Raw genomic sequence first — 15442 nt, 5'->3', positions numbered from 1 at the left:
CGCGGAGCGCGATCGACGAGAGGACGACCATGGACCGCGTGACGACCGAGACCTCGGCGAGTGAGGGCAGCGACCAGCCCTCGCTCAAGCGCCGCATCACCGGCCCGCTGCTCTACTTCTTCATCCTCGGCGACGTGCTGGGCGCAGGCATCTACGCCCTCATGGGCACCCTCTCGGCCGAGGTGGGCGGCGCCGTCTGGATGCCGCTCCTGCTCGCGCTCGGCCTGGCGCTGCTGACCGCCGGGTCCTACGCCGAGCTGGTCACCAAGTACCCGAGGGCCGGAGGCGCCGCCGTCTTCGCGCAGCGCGCGTTCCGACGCCCGGTGGTCTCGTTCCTCGTCGGCTTCGCGATGCTCGCGGCCGGAGTGACGAGCGCCGCCGGCCTCTCGCTCGCCTTCGCAGGCGACTACCTCGGCACCTTCCTCGATGTCCCGCCCGTGCCGACGGCGATCGTGTTCCTCGTGCTCGTCGCCCTGCTCAACGCCCGGGGCGTCGCGGAGTCGCTCCTCAGCAACACGGTGATGACGATCATCGAGGTGTCCGGCCTGCTCATCGTCATCGCCTGCGTCGCTCTGCTCGTCGCGGGTGGCGGTGGCGACCTGGGCCGCACCGTCGAGCTGAGCTCGGAGCAGGCTCCGGCGCTCGCCGTCCTCGGCGCCGCGATCATCGCCTACTACTCGTTCGTCGGCTTCGAGACCTCGGCGAACGTCGCCGAGGAGGTCCGCGACCCCAGCCGCGTCTACCCGCGCGCGCTGTTCGGCGCGCTGCTCACGGCGGGCGGCGTCTACCTCCTGGTCGGGCTCGCGAGCTCGATCGCGCTGCCCTCCGACGAACTGGCCGGGTCCTCCGCCCCGCTGCTCGACGTCGTGACCGCCTCGGGCGTGGGCGTGCCCGCGTGGCTGTTCAGCCTCATCGCCCTGATCGCCGTCGCGAACGGCGCCCTGCTCACCATGATCATGGCGAGCCGCGTCACCTACGGCATGGCGAAGGAGGGGCTCCTGCCCGCCGCGCTCGGCCGTGTCCTGCCGAAGCGCCGGACTCCGTGGGTCGCGATCGCGGTGACCACTCTCGCCGCCGCCCTGCTCACGCTCGTCGGCGATCTGGCGACGCTCGCCGAGACCGTGGTGCTCCTGCTGCTCCTCGTCTTCATCAGCACGAACGTCTCGGTGCTCGTACTGCGCCGGGACCGCGTCGATCACGACCACTTCCGGGTCTGGACGGCGATCCCGGTGCTCGGAGTCGCGTCGTGCGTCCTCCTGCTCACGCAGCAGGATCCCGAGGTCTGGCTCTACGCGGCGATCCTGCTCGCCGTCGGCGCCGTCGTGCACCTCGTGACCCGGCGGGCGTCGCGCGCCTCCTGATCCCCCTCTGCCCAGGCCCTGCACAGAGCGCGCTGGCACGATGGCGGGAGCCGATGACGGCGATCCGGACGAGGGAGCAGTACCCGGCACCACGACAAGACTGACTCGAAGGAGTGAGTCGTCGTGTCCTGGATCGTTCTCGTGGTGTCCGGAGTCCTCGAAGCCGTCTGGGCCACCGCCCTCGGCAAGTCGGAGGGCTTCACCCGCCTCGGCCCGTCGGTGGTCTTCGGAGTCGCCGTCGTCGCGAGCATGGCGGGCCTCGCCTTCGCGATGCGCGAGCTGCCCACCGGAACCGCCTACGCGGTCTGGGTCGGGATCGGCGCCTCCCTGACCGTGCTGTACGGCATGTTCTTCGGCGGCGAGGGCTTCTCGGTGGTCCGGACCCTGCTCGTGCTCGGCATCGTGGCGTGCGTGATCGGGCTCAAGGTCCTGCACTGATTGCACCGGGGCGTTGCGGGAGAACGCTCGTTCCCTTAGGCTCGGGTCATCCGGAGAGAACGCCCGTTCTACGAACGCGCGACTCCCGCCCCGAAGGAGGAACCATGCCCACTCGTTCTGCACGCACCGCCTGGAACGGCTCGCTCGAGACCGGCGAGGGCCAGGTCGAGCTCTCGAGCTCGAAGCTCGGCACCTACGACGTCTCGTTCCCCAAGCGCGCCGCCGACGACGCCAACGGCGCGACCAGCCCCGAGGAGCTCCTCGGCGCCGCGCACTCCGCCTGCTACGCCATGCAGTTCTCGGCCGTCCTCGGCCAGGCCGGCGGCACCGTCGAGGCCCTCGACGTGCGCGCCGACGTCTCGCTCGGCCCGGACCCCCAGGGCGGCTTCAAGCTGACGGGTATCGCCCTCATCGTCAGCGGCGAGGTCAGCGGCATCGACGAGGCGGCCTTCCTCAAGGCGGCCGACGAGGCCAAGGCGACCTGCCCCGTCAGCAAGGCCCTGACCGGAGTCGAGATCACCCTCGACGCGACTTTCGAGAGCTGACCTGGCTGTTCTCGAAGCAGAGGAGCACCCCGTCGCGTACTGCGACGGGGTGCTTCTGCGTTGGGGGCGTCATGGTCACGCCTGCGGGCGGTAGCGGAATCCGGCGCCCAGGTGCTCCTCCGGGAGCCGGTCGCCGCGGCCGTGCAGCTTGTGGCGGAGGCTGCCCTCGACGTACTCCTCGGGGTACGCGCCCCGGCGTCGCAGCTCGGGGACGATGAACTCGACCACGTCCTCGAAGGTGCCGGGCGTGATCGCGTAGGCGAGGTTGAAGCCGTCGACGTCGGTGTCCTCGACCCACTCCTGCAGGTGGTCGGCCACCTCCGACGGCGAGCCGACGACGAACGGGCCGAGCCCGCCGATGGCGCCGAGCTTCGCGATGTCCCTGACCTTCCACTCCGAGCCGTCCTCGTTCGCCTCCTGGAAGTTCGCGACCGTCGACTGGATCGCGTTGCTCTTCACGTTGCCGATCGGCTCGTCGAGGTCGTACTGCGACAGGTCGATCCCCATCCAGCCCGACATGAAGACGAGGGCGCCCTCCTCGCTCGCGTACGAGAGGTAGTCGCGGTGCTTCGCGTGCGCCTTCTCGCTGGTCTCGTCGGTGATGATCGTGAGCAGCGTGTAGATCGTCGCGGAGTGGCGGTCGCGGCCGGCCGCCTCCAGGGCGTCGCGGATGCGCGAGACGGTGGCCTTGAGGCCCGCCTTCGTCGAGGAGGCGACGAAGATCGCCTCCGCGTTGCCCGCCGCGAAGCGGATGCCGCGCGGCGACGCGCCCGCCTGGTAGATCACGGGCGTGCGCTGCACCGACGGCTCCGAGAGGTGGATTCCCGGGACGGTGAAGTTCTTGCCGCTGTGCCCGATCTCGTGCACCTTCGCCGGGTCGGTGAAGACCCCGGAGTCGCGGTCGCGGATCACCGCGTCGTCCTCCCACGATCCCTCCCACAGCTTGTAGAGCACCTCGAGGTACTCGTCGGCGACGTCGTAGCGGTCGTCGTGCTCGAGCTGGTCCTCATGGCCCATGTTGCGGGCGGCGCTCGGCAGGTAGCCGGTGACGACGTTCCAGCCGACGCGGCCCTTGGTCAGGTGGTCGAGCGTCGACATCCGCCGGGCGAACGGATACGGGTGCTCGTAGGCGGTGCCCGCCGTGATGCCGAAGCCGAGGTTCTCCGTCGCGGCCGCCATGGCCGAGACGAGCAGGATCGGGTCGTTGACGGGGACCTGCGCGCCGTGGCGGATCGCGGCCTCGTTGGAGCCTCCGTACACGTCGTAGGTGCCCAGCACATCGGCGATGAAGATGCCGTCGAACGTGCCGCGCTCGAGGAGCTTCGCGAGGTCGGTCCAGTACGAGAGGTCCTTGTAGCGCCAGGACTGGTCCTCGGGGTGGCGCCACATGCCGGAGGACTGGTGGGCGACGCAGTTCATGTCGAACGCGTTGAAGCGGATCTGACGAGTCATGCGTCGATGGTGCCGACCGCGCCTGAGTGCGGGCGCCGTCGCCGACTCGCGGCGTCACACAGCGACGGCCGTCGCGCTGCCCCTCGTGCGGCTACGCCAGCTCGCGCGCCAGGAAGCGCACGTGCTCGCGCAGCTGGAAGGTCCCGCCGCCCTCGTGGCCGTTGTACGGGTAGACGCGCATCTCGCGCCGGCCCGAGTAGCGGTTGTAGGAGGCGTAGACCGTCGACGGCGGGCAGATGTCGTCGAGCAGGCCCACCGAGAACATCGACGGCACCTCGGCGTGCGGGGCGAACGACGTGCCGTCGAAGTACGAGAGGGTGTCGAAGACGAACGACTCGGCGCCGCGGTGATTCCGCAGGTACTGCGTGATCTCGCCGTAGGGCATCGTCTCGATGAGCCGCACGGCGTGCCCGATGTGGCTGAGGAACGGCACGTCGATGATCGCCGCGCGCGCCGCCGCCGACTCGCCCAGCAGCCCGAGGATGCCCGCGACGGCGAGGCAGATCCCGCCGCCCTGGCTGCCGCCCGAGATCGCGACCCGGGAGGAGTCGACGGCGGGGTGCTCGCGCAGCACGTCGAGCGCGCGGACGGCGTCGGTGAACACGCGGCGGTAGAAGTAGTCGTCGGGCGACTCGATGCCCTGCGTCATGAATCCGCTCGCGTGCGGGCCGCTGCCGACCGGGTCGGGCGTGACACCCACGCGGTGGCCGGAGCCCTGGCCGCGGGTGTCCATCACGAGGTGCGCGTAGCCGGCGGCGCTCATCGCGGTCCACTCGTCGAGGAGGCCGCGGCCGCCGCCGTAGCCGATGTACGTCACGAGGGCGGGGAGAGGACCCTCGATGCCGCGCGGCAGGATCAGCCAGCCGCGGATCGGGTGCCCGCCGAATCCGGAGTACGTCACGTCGTAGGTGTCGAGCAGCGGGTAGCCCGCGTCGACCGGCTCGAAGCGCGCCTCGGTCGCCACGGCACGGGCCTCGGCGATGGTGCTGCGCCAGAACTCCGCGAAGCCCTCGGGCGTGGGCGGCTCGGGCGAGTACTGCTCGAGCAGCTCGAGCGGGAGGTCGAACTGCGGCATCAGGTCTCCTTCTGGAGGGCGGCGATCGTTGCCGCCCGTGTCGTCATCGGCGTTCGAAACTATCGCAGCGGCGGACGCTGAGTGCGGCGTGGGAGAACGCGTCGCGGCGGAATCCTGGGGCCCGCCCGGCGTTGTCCTCCCGTATGACCACTTACGGAATCATCGGAGCAGGACACATCGGCAGCCAGGTCGCGCGGGCGGTCATCGCCCTCGGGGACGAGGTCGTGATCGCGAACTCCCGCGGCCCGGAGACGCTGGCCGACCTCATCGCCGAGCTCGGCCCGAAGGCTCGCGCGGCGACGGCGCAGGAGGCGGCGGAGGCCGCGGAGATCGCCGTCGTGACGGTGCCGTTGAAGGCGCTCGACGCCGTCCCGGTCGCGCCGCTCGCCGGCAAGATCGTGCTCGACACGAACAACTACTACTTCGAGCGGGACGGACGGATCGAGGCCCTCGACAAGGGTGAGACCACCGTCAGCGAGATGCTGCAGCAGCGCCTCCCCGAGTCGAAGGTCGTGAAGGCGTTCAACCACATCATGGCCGCCGACATCACCACCACCGGAGCCCCGGCCGGCACCCCCGACCGCCGCGCGCTGGCGACCTCCAGCGACTACCCCGAGGCGATCCACTTCGTGACCGACCTCTACGACCGCCTCGGCTTCGACACCGTCGCGATCTCTCCGCTCAGCGAGTCGTGGCGCGTCGAGCGCGACCGCCCCGCCTACGTGGTGCGCCAGAACCGCGCCGAGCTCGAGGCCAACCTCGCGAGGGCCCCGCGCACGGTCTGATCGCCGGAGGAGGGGGCGGTGCCGAGAGGCGCCGCCCCCCTTTTCGTGTCGCGCCACCGGTATGCGAATGCATACCATCGCTGCATACTGACAGCGGAGGAAGCGATGACACTGATCCGTGCACTGAGGAATGCCCGACTGCAGAAGGGCTGGAGTCTGCGGGCGACCGCCGCGAAGAGCGGTCTCGCTGCTCCCAATCTCTCCGCCATCGAGAAGGGCCGACGTGGAGCGACCGTCGGCACGCTCGAGCGCGTCGCTGAGTCGCTCGGGATCGCGTTCGTGCCGGTGCAGACCGGAGGACGCAGGACGGTCGCCGACGCGGTCCAGTCGATCGGGACTCACGACGGGACGGCGGGGTACCGCGTCCTGGTCCAGCTCTCGGACGACCTGTCCGCGGTCGAGCCCTTCCTCCGCGCACTCCTCGCCGCCGAGCGCCCGGCGGCGATCTCGCCGCGGTGGGACGCCGCTGTGGCGGGGCTCGTCGAGTGGAGACTCGAGGCGGTCGGCATGCCTTCCCCGGCGTGGGTGATGGAGACGACAGGTGACGTCGGATGGGAGTGGTCACCGTCCGGGGGGCCGCTTCCCGCCCGACCCGACAGGGTCCCCGACCCGTTGCTGCGTCGCGGTGTGCTCATCGAGGCCGATGAGCTGGAGTCGGTGTGACAGCGAGGCCCGTCCTCCTCGATCGGGACGCCATCATCGACGGCCTGAGAGAGCTGGTGCGGGAGCTGCGGCGGCGCGGCGGCCCGGCGCGCATCAGCATCGTCGGCGGTGCGGCAATGGCTCTCACGATCACGGCCGAACGGCGATCGACGGTCGATGTCGACGGTCCACTCGCCCCGGCGGAGCACATCCGCGCTGCTGCCCGAGACATCGCGCGACGCCGCGGATGGCGCGACGACTGGATCAACGACGCCGCAGGGGTCTTCCTGCCTTCCTGCCTTCCGGCCTCGGTACCCGATCCGCAGTCTGGACCGTCCTCCACGACGAGGACGACGTGGTCGTCGAGGTCGCCTCGCCCCAGACGCTCCTGGCGATGAAGCTGCATGCGGCACAACGTCGCGGCAATCGCGAGGCAGAGGATCTCGAGGCGCTCCTCGCCGTGTGCTGCGTCACCTCCCTCGGTGATGCGGAGGAGATGTACTCGGCCCACTATCCGGGCGACAGCTTCACAGAGCGGACGGCCGACCTCGTCGATCGACTGCTTCGGAGGCCTCCTCCTCCCCTCGAGAGGCCGGACGCGCCCGACCTGTCGGCGTGAGGCGGCAGTGTCGGAGGCGGCTGCGATAGTGGAGGGAGACCACCACGCACCAGGGGCCCAGGGCTCCGAGAGGAGAGGTCTGCGCCATGGCTTCAGAATCGCCGACCACCGCGCCCCGACGGGCGCTGCACCGACGGGCGCTGTCCCGGCGCAGCGTCGTGGTGGGGCTGTCGGTCCTGCCGCTGCTGAGCGGGTGCACGTTCGACGCGCCCGAGCCCGCGGCCTCGGAGGCGCCCCGCACCCGCACGGCCGCGCCGGCCGGTCCGGTGGCGCTCGCCGCCGACTCCGAGTCGGCGAGTGCGGCGCTCTTCACGGAGGCGCCGCTCGTCGTGGTGGTCGAGGACGTGCCCGCGTCGGTCCTCCTCGCGGCGCAGCTGAGCATCGCCTGGGGCGTGCCGCTGCTGGTCGACGCAGCGGGCTCGACCCTCGCCGACGAGCTCTCCCGACTCGGAACGGGCCGCGTCGTCGCGGTCGGCGCCGTCGCCGCGCCGGTGGAGGGCATCGAGCTCGTGAGCGCCGGGGCCGACGCCGCCGCGATCCAGGAGGCGACCGGGGTGGCCGTCGCCGCGCTCAGCATCGACGAGCTCGCCTCCTTCTCGCCCGGGGCGCCCGGTGAGCCGCCGTTCGGCGCGGTGCCGGCCCGGGCCGAGGCGCCGGCGGGCGTGGTGGCGCTCGCGCAGCCGGCCGACTCCGATGTCGCCGCGATCGCCAACGCCCGGGCGGCGGGGGTCGCGGTGACGCTCGTCTCCACGGGCGACCTGCTCGCCTCGGGAACCGCGGTGTCCGCGATCGCCGACGCGCGCGCCTCCTGCACCCTGCTGCTCGGCCCGGGGCTCGCCGCGCAGACCGCACCCGAGTGGTCGGTCCGCGCAGCGGCCAGCGGCTGGCAGCTGCCGGGCGGCGGGCAGCGCCTCTTCGGCGGGCACCTGTTCGTCGCGATCTACGGCACCCCGGGCGCTCCCGTGCTCGGCGTGCTCGGCGAGCAGGGCCTCCAGGCCACGATCGAGCGGGCGGAGGCGGTCGCCGAGCCCTACCGCTCGCTCACCGAGCTGCAGGTGGTGCCGAGCCTCGAGATCATCACGACCGTCGCGGCAGGCAGCGCGGGCGACGACGGCGACTACTCCAACGAGCTGTCGGTCGAGGGCATCCGCCCCTACATCGACGCCGCCGCCGACGCCGGGATGTACGTGGTGCTCGACCTGCAGCCGGGGAGAACCGACTTCCTCACGCAGGCGAAGGCCTACGAAGAGCTGCTGCGGCTGCCGAACGTCGGACTCGCCCTCGACCCCGAGTGGCGGCTGCTGCCCGACCAGGTGCCGCTCGAGCAGATCGGGCGGGTGTCGGCCGCCGAGGTCGACAGCGTGTCCGAGTGGCTCGCCGACCTCGTTCAGGCCGAGGGCCTGCCGCCGAAGATGTTCGTGCTGCACCAGTTCCGGCTGTCGATGCTGCAGGACAGGGGAAGCATCCGGCGCGACCGGCCCGAGCTCGAGTTCCTGATCCATGTGGACGGTCAGGGCGGGCAGCCCGACAAGCAGGCGACCTGGGAGGCGCTGCACGACGGCGCACCCGAGGGCATCGCGTGGGGCTGGAAGAACTTCTACGACGAGGATCTGCCGATGCTGACGCCGGCCGAGACGATGGCCGAGGTCTCGCCGCTGCCAGACCTGATCACGTACCAGTAGCGTCCCGCGTCAGTAGTGGTAGCGGGCCTGGAGGATCGTGATCCGCTCGGCGTCGGCGACGTAGACCAGGCGGTTCGCCTCGTCGATGCGACGCGACCAGGCGCCGGCCAGTGCGTGCTTGAGGGGTTCGGGCTTGCCGATCCCCTCGAAGGGGTCGTCGCGGAGGACGTCGGCGATCAGCAGGTTCACCCGCCGCAGCGTCCGGCGGTCCTGCGTCCGCCAGAACAGGTAGTCCTCCCAGGCCTCCGCCGTCCAGGCGAGGAGGCGGGTCACGGCTCGAGCAGGTCCCGCTCGACGGCGTCTCCGGCGCGGGCGCTCTCGAGGGCGGACAGGAGGCGCCGGGCGTTCTCGGGTGAGCGCAGCAGGTAGCTCGTCTCGATGAGCGAGTCGTACTCGTCCTTCGACATCAGGATCGCCGAGCCGCGCTTCGACGTGATCTCGACCTCGGAGTGGTCCAGGTTCACGCGCTCGATGAGCCCGAAGAGATCGCGCCGAGCCTCGCTGGTGGTGATGGCCATGGTTCCTCCCGAGTGGTACAGGAAACGGTACCACTGAGAGGGGGGTTCTCAGCGGGCGTCGGCGCCCTCGCGCAGGCCCTCCTCGCGGGCCTCGCGCACGAGCTGGGCGATGCGGCGGCGCGAGCGCGAGCGGCCGGCGAGCAGCGCGGCCAGGATCAGCGCGATCCCGAGCAGCACCAGCAGCTGCGGCAGCGGCACGGCGAGCACGGTGGCGGAGGCGGTGACCGGCGCGATCGAGACGGGGTCGACTCCGTCGGGGGTCACCACGGTGGGGGCGACGGTCACGTCGGTGCCGATGGCGAACAGCGGCCAGACGCCGTCGAGCGCGACCGAGATCGTCCGGCGGTCGCCCGGCAGCAACTCCTGCGCCGCCGCGTCCTCGGCGACGAGCGGGGCCGAGGCGCCCTGCGCGCTCACGGTGCCGTCGAGCAGCAGGCGGACGTTGCCGGTGTTGACGATCTCGGCGTCGACCGAGAGCGAACCCGGCGCGAAGGGGTTCCACGAGAGGCGGTAGTCGGTGGCGATGTCCTCGACGGTGACGGAGGGGACGACATCGCCGGTCACCCGGGTCATCACGCGGAAGCCGATGCGGCTCTCGACTCCGACGGAGGAGCCGCCGGCGTCGGCGCCGACCGAGACGAGGGAGGCGGCGAGGCCGGCCGCGTGGTCACCGGGCTCGGCGTTGTCGGGCACGGTCACGGTGAACGGCACGATGCCGACGGCACCGGGCTCGACGGTGACGGTCTCCGGGGCCTGGATCCAGGTGCCCGCGTCGACCGACTCCTGGTCGGAGGGCAGCATGTTGAAGCGGCCCTTGTCGGTGAAGTAGCCGTCGGCGGCGTCGATCCGGAAGGTGACGGTCTGGTTGCTGAGGTTGGTGACCGCGGCCTCCTCCGACACCACCGCGCCCGGGTCGAGGTCGAGCTCGATCCACGAGCGCTCGTCGGGGGCGCCGTCGGAGGCGGGGCTCACCGCCCACGAGATCTGGTCGGCGGCGGCAGCGGCGGCAGGGGGAGCGGCACTGAGCGCCAGAGCGCCGACGAGGAGCGCGAGGAGTGCGCGCAGGCGCAGGGTCGGGCGGACGGGGGATCGGCGCTGATCGGTCATGGCACCCTCAGGTTCTCACGGGGGACGCACCATGCGGCCGAGCGCAGGGGCTCTGCCGCATGGTGCGGGGAGTGGGGGGCGGTCCCGCCCCCGGGGGTCACTCGAAGAGCGACAGGGTGAGGGTCGAGCTGTACTGGCCGGCGTCCACGGTGGGCTCGGTGCGCAGGAACAGTCCGGCGTTCGCGGTCCAGGAGCCCTCCTCGGCCACGGCTGCCGAGTCGTTCGTGATGGCGAGCAGCTCCTGGTCGACGAGGCCGACTCCGTCGACGCCACGGTCGATCGCGGTGTCCACCACGTCGCCCTCGGCGACGAGGCCGGAGTCGCCGCCGTCGATCAGGTTCGGGGCCCAGCCGAAGTTCTCGGCGCCGATGACGTCGCCGGTGGTGCTGGTGAAGTCGCTGGCGGTGCCGAGCACGTACCAGCCGGCGCCCTCGGGGATGCTCTCGGGGTCGCGGGTGTCGGTGACGGTGACGGTCGGCAGGGTGCCGGTGAACTGGCGGATGACGTTCGTCGATCCGCTCTCGGTGAGGCTCGTCGAGGTGCCGGCGACCGACATCGAGAGCGAGCCGGGAGTGGTGAGCGGCGCGATGTCGACACTGACGTCCACGTCGTCGTTGCCGACCTCGATCTCGGCGGCCATGGCGGTTCCGGCGACACCGAGGAGGAGGAGTCCTCCGGCGAGTCCGGCGGCGCCTCGGGTCAGGAGGGAGCGAGTGTTCATTGCGGGTGTTCTCCGTTCTCCGGCCGGCTGCGTCGCCGGCTCGATGGGGTGGTGTTCGGGTGGGGGCCGTCGTCAGCCGCAGCTGGCAGCGGAGTAGGGGGCGGTGGCGGTGGCCGTGGCCGGCTTGCCCGCGACGAACGCGGTGGCCGTCGCGCTCGCCTGACCGGCGGGGATGCTCGCCTCACGGGTGGTGAAGGAGTGGGTGGCCGACTTGCCCGCGGCGACCTCGGCGATCGTCTTCGAGCCGTACGTCGATCCGATGACGACCTTCACGGGGAAGGAGTTCGGGTTCGTGACGAGGACCGAGAGGACGACCCTGCCCGAGATGCAGCGCGTGCTCGCGGAGGCGGTCGTGGTGATCGCGGGTGCGGTCACCGGGACCTTCTGCGGAGCGACGCTCTCGAGGGTCGGGACGACCTTCCGCATCAGACCGGTCGTCGGGTCGAAGGTGACCTTGTCGATGGTGGTCTCGCGGTTCGTCCCGTTGCCGCCGGGGATGGCGAAGCGGTGGTAGGCGATGTACCAGTCGTCGGTGCCGGGGACGTTGATGATCGAGTTGTGGCCGGTGGCGAGGATCCCGAGCGACGCGTTCTTCTCGAGGATCACCCCGCGGTATGTCCACGGGCCGTCGATGCTCGTCGAGGTGGCGTAGCCGACCCGGTAGTTCTCGCTGCCGGTGTCGTCGATCGAGTAGGTCAGGTGGTAGAGGCCCTGGCGGTAGTTGACGAAGGCGCCCTCGCGGAAGTCGGTGAGGCCGCTGATCCGCTTGATGGTGCCCGCCTTGACCGAGAGCATGTCGTCGGACAGCTCGGCGTAGACCGGGTTGCCGTTGCCCCAGAAGAGGTAGCTCTTTCCCGTCGCCGGGTCGGTGAACGCGGCCGGGTCGATGGCCTGACCCGAGTTCACGGACTCGCCGTTGGTGATCATCGCCGTCGGCTGCGCCGTGAAGGGGCCCATCGGGCTGTTCGCCACCGCGACTCCGATGGTCTTGCGGTCGAGCGCCGCGTTGTGCCCCGAGAAGTAGAAGTAGTACTTGCCGCCCTTCTCGATGATCGTCGGCGCCCACGCGTTGCCGGTCGCCCAGGGGACGGTGCCGTTCGCGCCGTCGAGCGTGAGGAAGGGCTTCTCGGAGCGCGTCCAGTCGACGAGGTTCTTCGACGACCAGACGTAGAAGTCCTTGCCGCCCCAGCCCGGAGTGCCGTCGGTGGTCGCGTAGAGGTAGTACGTGTCGCCGAAGACCGCGATGTTCGGGTCGGCGTAGAGGCCGGGGATGACCGGGCTCTTCATCTCGACGGCCGTGAGGGTCCAGGTGGTGCTCGCTCCGCCACCCACGGGAGCCAGGACCACGGTCTTCGGGGTGGAGAGGTCGCGTACGGTGCCCGAGGCGGGGCTCGCGGTGACGCCCGCCGCCGTCGAGTACGTCGGGGTGAGCGTCGTGCGGTCGGTGCCGGGCTTCACCGGGAAGGTGACGGTCCGGGTGGCCTGGTCGATGATCGGTGCGGTCTTCAGCACGTCGCCGGTCAGCGTCACGTCGGCCAGGACCGTGGTGTTGCCCGAGGAGGCCAGCACCTCGGCGGAGCTCAGCGCCCGGTTGTAGATCGCGAACTCGCGGATCTGGCCGCGGAAGCGGTTGTCGGCGTCGTAGTTGGAGCGGCCGATGGCGTTGGCGGTGGTCGTCCCGCCGCCGATGTCCTTCGGGTCGGCGGTGACGGTGCCGCTGCCGACCTTGACTCCGTCGAGGTAGACCGCGGCGGTGGTGCCGGCGAGCGTGTAGGTGAGGTGCGCCCACTGCCCGCGCGGCAGCGCCGAGCCGGAGGAGACGGTCTGCTCGGTGGTCCAGTTGCCGGTCGCGAGGCTCGTGCGGTAGTTGTTCCCGGAGGTGAACAGGTAGCCGTCACCGGCGCCGGCGGTCGTGTTGCCGAGGCCGTAGATGAAGTACGCGCCGCTCTGGGCCGAGTCGATCCAGACGTCGGCCTGAACGGTGATGTCGGTGACTCCCGTGAGCAGGTTGTCGGGCAGATCGATGTAGTCGTCGGTGCCGTCGAGCTTCACCGAGCCGGTCTGCCAGGCGGCGCCCGAGACGAGCGTGCCGTTCAGCCCGTGGCCGGTGACGTCCTGCACGGTCGTGCCCGACCCTCCGTCGAAGGAGTAGCGCAGGATCTCGCCCGCGGCGGTGACCGGCTGGGGCGTCGGGCCCGCGGTCGTGCCGTAGGCGGCGGTGATGCGCGCCTCCTCGGCGCTCGAGAGTCGCAGGACCGAGCCGTGGCGGAACGGCTTCGAGAAGGAGTAGGTGTTCGCCCCGGTCGCGCCGGTGCTGAGCGCCGTGAACTGCAGGCTCGCGAGCGAGTCGGTGACGTAGGCGGAGTATCCGCCCGAGTCGCCCATGACGACCCATCGGCTGTCGGGCAGCTGGTAGACGGTCAGGCCCTCGATGTGGTTCGAGAGGCCGTACGCGGTGTCCTCGCCGCGGGCGATGACGCGCTTCCAGGGGCCGGCGAGGCTCGGGGCGGTGTCGACGACGGTGCGCCAGTCGGAGGTGGAGAAGCGGTAGTAGACGCCGTTCTCCTTCGCGATGGTCGTGTCGATGATGTTCGGACCGTCGGCGTTGTTGGTCGGCGAGTTCTCGTCGAGCCAGATCGTCGGGGTCGAGAAGTTGACGAAGTCGCGGGTGGTGCTGACATAGACGCGCAGCGCCCAGTCGTCGGTGCCGACCTGCGTCTTGTCGCGGCCCGACCAGTACACGTAGTACTGACCCGTGGTCTCGTCCCAGATCGCCTCGGGGGCCCAGACGTTGCCCGCGTTCGGCGAGCCGGCGAAGACGAGGCTCTGGTCGCTCCAGTTCACGAGGTCGGTCGAGCGCCAGACGACGAGCTTCTGGCTCGCGTTCACCTGGTCCCACGAGCCTCCGCCCGCGGTGCCCTCGGCGTGCAGGTCGGTGCCGAGGATCCAGTACTCGTCGCCGGCGGGGGAGCGCACGAGGTGCGGGTCGCGGACGCCGAGGGTGCCGGCGAGGTTGGCGAGCACGGCCTTGTCGCCGTTGAGCTTCGACCAGTGCAGGCCGTCGGTGCTCGAGCCGAAGTAGATCTTCTCGTAGTCGGTCGCGGCGAAGTGGGTCCAGAGGTAGCCGGCGTCGTAGTCGGTATCGAGGCCCGCGGGAGCCGCGGTGACGGTGACCGGGATCTGCCGGGTGGCGGTGGTGCCGGCGACGCTCGCGGTGAGGGTGACGGGAGTGCTCGCGGCCTGGCGCGTCACGACTCCGGTGGCGCCGATCGCGGCGGTGTTCGACGAGGTCCACGAGACGTCGTAGGCACCGGCCTTCGCGGGCAGCGTGACGTTGCCGCGGAGGTCGCCGGCGTTGACGATGGTGAGCGCGTCGAGGGCCTTCTGCGCGTCGGCGTTCACGTCCTGCGCGGGGACCTTCGCGGTGAAGGTCCGGGTCTGCGTCGCGGAGCCGCGGGTCGTGGTCGCGGTGAGCGTGACCGTGGCGACTCCGCCGGCGGGCCGGGTGACGACTCCGCTGGTCGAGATCACGGCGGGGTCGCTCGAGGCCCACGCGATCGCGGAGCCGTTGGCCCCCGACGTCGGCAGGGTGAGGTTCGCGGTGACCGACGAGAGATCGCCCAGGTCGAGAGCGGCGGTATCGCGGGCGGCTCTCGTGGTGTCCGTGGCCTGCAGTCCCGCGATGTCGGAGGCGGTGAGGGCGCTGCTGTAGATGCGGAAGTCGCGGACCGAGCCCGCGAGCGTCTTGTCGGCGGTGTAGACCGAGCGCCCGATGGCGTTCGCGGCCGTCTTGCCCCCGCCGATCGCGCCCGGGGTGATGGTGACGCCGGTCTGCTGCGCGACCCGGGTGCCGTCGAGGTAGAGGCGGGCCGTGTCGGAGGCGTCGTCGAGCGTGTAGGTGAGCGTCTTCCAGACGCCGCGCGCGAGGTTCGCGCCCGAGTTCACGGTCTGCTCGGTGGTCCAGTTGCCGGTCGCGATCGAGGCCTTGTAGCTGTTGCCCGTGGTGTACAGGTAGCCGTTGCCGGCGCCCGAGGTCGTGTTGCCGAGGCCCCAGATGAAGTAGGGCGTGCCCTGCGTCGTGCTCACGAGCACCTCGGCGCTGACCGTGATGGAGCTGAGCCCCGAGAGCACGTCGTCGGGGAGCTTCACGTAGTCGTCGACGCCGTCGAGCTTCACGCCCGAGGTGCCGGAGGCGGCGGCGCCGCCGGAGAGGGTGCCGTTGCGTCCCCTGCCCGAGCTGTCGACGGCGACCGTGCCGCTCGTCTCGTCGAGGGCGTAGCGGAGGATCAGATCGTCGGCCGGCGCCGCCGCGGCGGACTGCGCCGTGAGGAGGGGGACGGCGAGCGCGAGGGTCGTCGCGAGGACGAGCGGTCGCAGGAAGGGCTTCATCGCGCTTGCTCCTAGTTCGGCACCATTGCTGAGGAGAGGGGGCCGACAGGAGTCGGCGATGTTCACGGTAACACGATGTTGACGTCAACGCGACGCCGAATCTGCCCA

At 71.0% G+C, this 15442-nt stretch carries 14 protein-coding genes and 1 riboswitch; of the genes, 7 read left to right on the top strand and 7 right to left on the bottom strand.

All coding sequences use genetic code 11. The features are described 5' to 3' along the window. Positions 1-29: 29 nt before the first annotated feature. From ASG06_RS04745 to ASG06_RS04735, 3 genes are all read left to right on the top strand, one after another. Positions 30-1361 (top strand): APC family permease, encoded by a 1332-nt coding sequence (locus tag ASG06_RS04745; protein ID WP_056039204.1) that lies wholly within the window; start codon positions 30-32, stop codon positions 1359-1361. Between the two features lie 44 nt (positions 1362-1405). Beyond that, a riboswitch (guanidine-III (ykkC-III) riboswitch) is annotated at positions 1406-1471 on the top strand. Between the two features lie 13 nt (positions 1472-1484). After that, a complete protein-coding gene (locus tag ASG06_RS04740; protein ID WP_056039201.1) occupies positions 1485-1799 on the top strand; it encodes a DMT family transporter in 315 nt (104 codons plus the stop codon). Between the two features lie 104 nt (positions 1800-1903). Continuing rightward, positions 1904-2344: an OsmC family peroxiredoxin gene (locus ASG06_RS04735; RefSeq protein ID WP_056039196.1), complete on the top strand. Its 441-nt coding sequence runs from the start codon at positions 1904-1906 to the stop codon at positions 2342-2344. Between the two features lie 75 nt (positions 2345-2419). On the opposite strand, the gene ASG06_RS04730 is transcribed toward ASG06_RS04735, so the two are convergent. Both ASG06_RS04730 and ASG06_RS04725 read right to left on the bottom strand, forming a co-directional pair. Continuing rightward, positions 2420-3796, bottom strand: a complete 1377-nt coding sequence (locus ASG06_RS04730) for an LLM class flavin-dependent oxidoreductase (RefSeq protein WP_056039194.1) — start codon at positions 3794-3796, stop codon at positions 2420-2422. Between the two features lie 91 nt (positions 3797-3887). Further along, positions 3888-4871 carry an acetylxylan esterase gene (locus ASG06_RS04725; protein ID WP_056039191.1) on the bottom strand — a complete coding sequence of 328 codons (984 nt, stop codon included), beginning with the start codon at positions 4869-4871 and terminating at the stop codon, positions 3888-3890. Between the two features lie 11 nt (positions 4872-4882). Between ASG06_RS04725 and ASG06_RS04720 the strand changes: the two genes are divergently transcribed. The 4 genes from ASG06_RS04720 to ASG06_RS04705 all read left to right on the top strand — a co-directional run bounded on the left by ASG06_RS04720 (position 4883) and on the right by ASG06_RS04705 (position 8599). After that, a complete protein-coding gene (locus ASG06_RS04720; protein WP_082498941.1) occupies positions 4883-5656 on the top strand; it encodes an NADPH-dependent F420 reductase in 774 nt (257 codons plus the stop codon). 105 nt (positions 5657-5761) lie between these two features. Beyond that, positions 5762-6319 (top strand): helix-turn-helix domain-containing protein, encoded by a 558-nt coding sequence (locus tag ASG06_RS04715; RefSeq protein ID WP_056039183.1) that lies wholly within the window; start codon positions 5762-5764, stop codon positions 6317-6319. Between the two features lie 334 nt (positions 6320-6653). Next, positions 6654-6917: a hypothetical protein gene (locus ASG06_RS04710; protein WP_056039179.1), complete on the top strand. Its 264-nt coding sequence runs from the start codon at positions 6654-6656 to the stop codon at positions 6915-6917. An 86-nt stretch (positions 6918-7003) separates the two neighbouring features. After that, positions 7004-8599 carry a hypothetical protein gene (locus ASG06_RS04705; protein WP_056039177.1) on the top strand — a complete coding sequence of 532 codons (1596 nt, stop codon included), beginning with the start codon at positions 7004-7006 and terminating at the stop codon, positions 8597-8599. 9 nt (positions 8600-8608) lie between these two features. Here ASG06_RS04705 and ASG06_RS04700 read toward each other — a convergent pair whose 3' ends face one another. The 5 genes from ASG06_RS04700 to ASG06_RS04680 all read right to left on the bottom strand — a co-directional run bounded on the left by ASG06_RS04700 (position 8609) and on the right by ASG06_RS04680 (position 15334). Further along, positions 8609-8872: a Txe/YoeB family addiction module toxin gene (locus tag ASG06_RS04700; RefSeq protein ID WP_056039174.1), complete on the bottom strand. Its 264-nt coding sequence runs from the start codon at positions 8870-8872 to the stop codon at positions 8609-8611. After that, on the bottom strand, positions 8869-9117 hold the full coding sequence (locus ASG06_RS04695) for a type II toxin-antitoxin system Phd/YefM family antitoxin (protein ID WP_056039170.1): 249 nt from the start codon (positions 9115-9117) through the stop codon (positions 8869-8871). The genes ASG06_RS04700 and ASG06_RS04695 overlap by 4 nt, the downstream gene beginning before the upstream one ends. 48 nt (positions 9118-9165) lie before the next feature. Continuing rightward, complete coding sequence (locus ASG06_RS04690; protein WP_056039169.1) at positions 9166-10224, bottom strand: WxL protein peptidoglycan domain-containing protein; 1059 nt, start codon at positions 10222-10224, stop codon at positions 9166-9168. A 97-nt stretch (positions 10225-10321) separates the two neighbouring features. Then, positions 10322-10945, bottom strand: coding sequence for a hypothetical protein (locus ASG06_RS04685; protein WP_056039166.1), 624 nt, complete (start codon positions 10943-10945; stop codon positions 10322-10324). Between the two features lie 72 nt (positions 10946-11017). Next, a complete protein-coding gene (locus ASG06_RS04680; RefSeq protein WP_056039162.1) occupies positions 11018-15334 on the bottom strand; it encodes a family 43 glycosylhydrolase in 4317 nt (1438 codons plus the stop codon). Positions 15335-15442 lie beyond the last annotated feature (108 nt).

Source organism: Rathayibacter sp. Leaf185 (assembly GCF_001423885.1).
Classification (GTDB): domain Bacteria; phylum Actinomycetota; class Actinomycetes; order Actinomycetales; family Microbacteriaceae; genus Rathayibacter.
Note: the sequence above shows the minus strand (reverse complement) of the source record. Positions and strands in the feature narration are given on the sequence as shown.

Excerpts from the sequence above, each read along its gene's own strand:
- ASG06_RS04745 (WP_056039204.1), top strand. The coding sequence starts at position 30 with ATGGACCGCGTGACGACCGAGACCTCGGCGAGTGAGGGCAGCGACCAG.
- ASG06_RS04735 (WP_056039196.1), top strand. The coding sequence starts at position 1,904 with ATGCCCACTCGTTCTGCACGCACCGCCTGGAACGGCTCGCTCGAGACC.
- ASG06_RS04730 (WP_056039194.1), bottom strand. The coding sequence starts at position 3,796 with ATGACTCGTCAGATCCGCTTCAACGCGTTCGACATGAACTGCGTCGCC.
- ASG06_RS04725 (WP_056039191.1), bottom strand. The coding sequence starts at position 4,871 with ATGCCGCAGTTCGACCTCCCGCTCGAGCTGCTCGAGCAGTACTCGCCC.
- ASG06_RS04715 (WP_056039183.1), top strand. The coding sequence starts at position 5,762 with ATGACACTGATCCGTGCACTGAGGAATGCCCGACTGCAGAAGGGCTGG.
- ASG06_RS04705 (WP_056039177.1), top strand. The coding sequence starts at position 7,004 with ATGGCTTCAGAATCGCCGACCACCGCGCCCCGACGGGCGCTGCACCGA.
- ASG06_RS04695 (WP_056039170.1), bottom strand. The coding sequence starts at position 9,117 with ATGGCCATCACCACCAGCGAGGCTCGGCGCGATCTCTTCGGGCTCATC.
- ASG06_RS04690 (WP_056039169.1), bottom strand. The coding sequence starts at position 10,224 with ATGACCGATCAGCGCCGATCCCCCGTCCGCCCGACCCTGCGCCTGCGC.
- ASG06_RS04685 (WP_056039166.1), bottom strand. The coding sequence starts at position 10,945 with ATGAACACTCGCTCCCTCCTGACCCGAGGCGCCGCCGGACTCGCCGGA.
- ASG06_RS04680 (WP_056039162.1), bottom strand. The coding sequence starts at position 15,334 with ATGAAGCCCTTCCTGCGACCGCTCGTCCTCGCGACGACCCTCGCGCTC.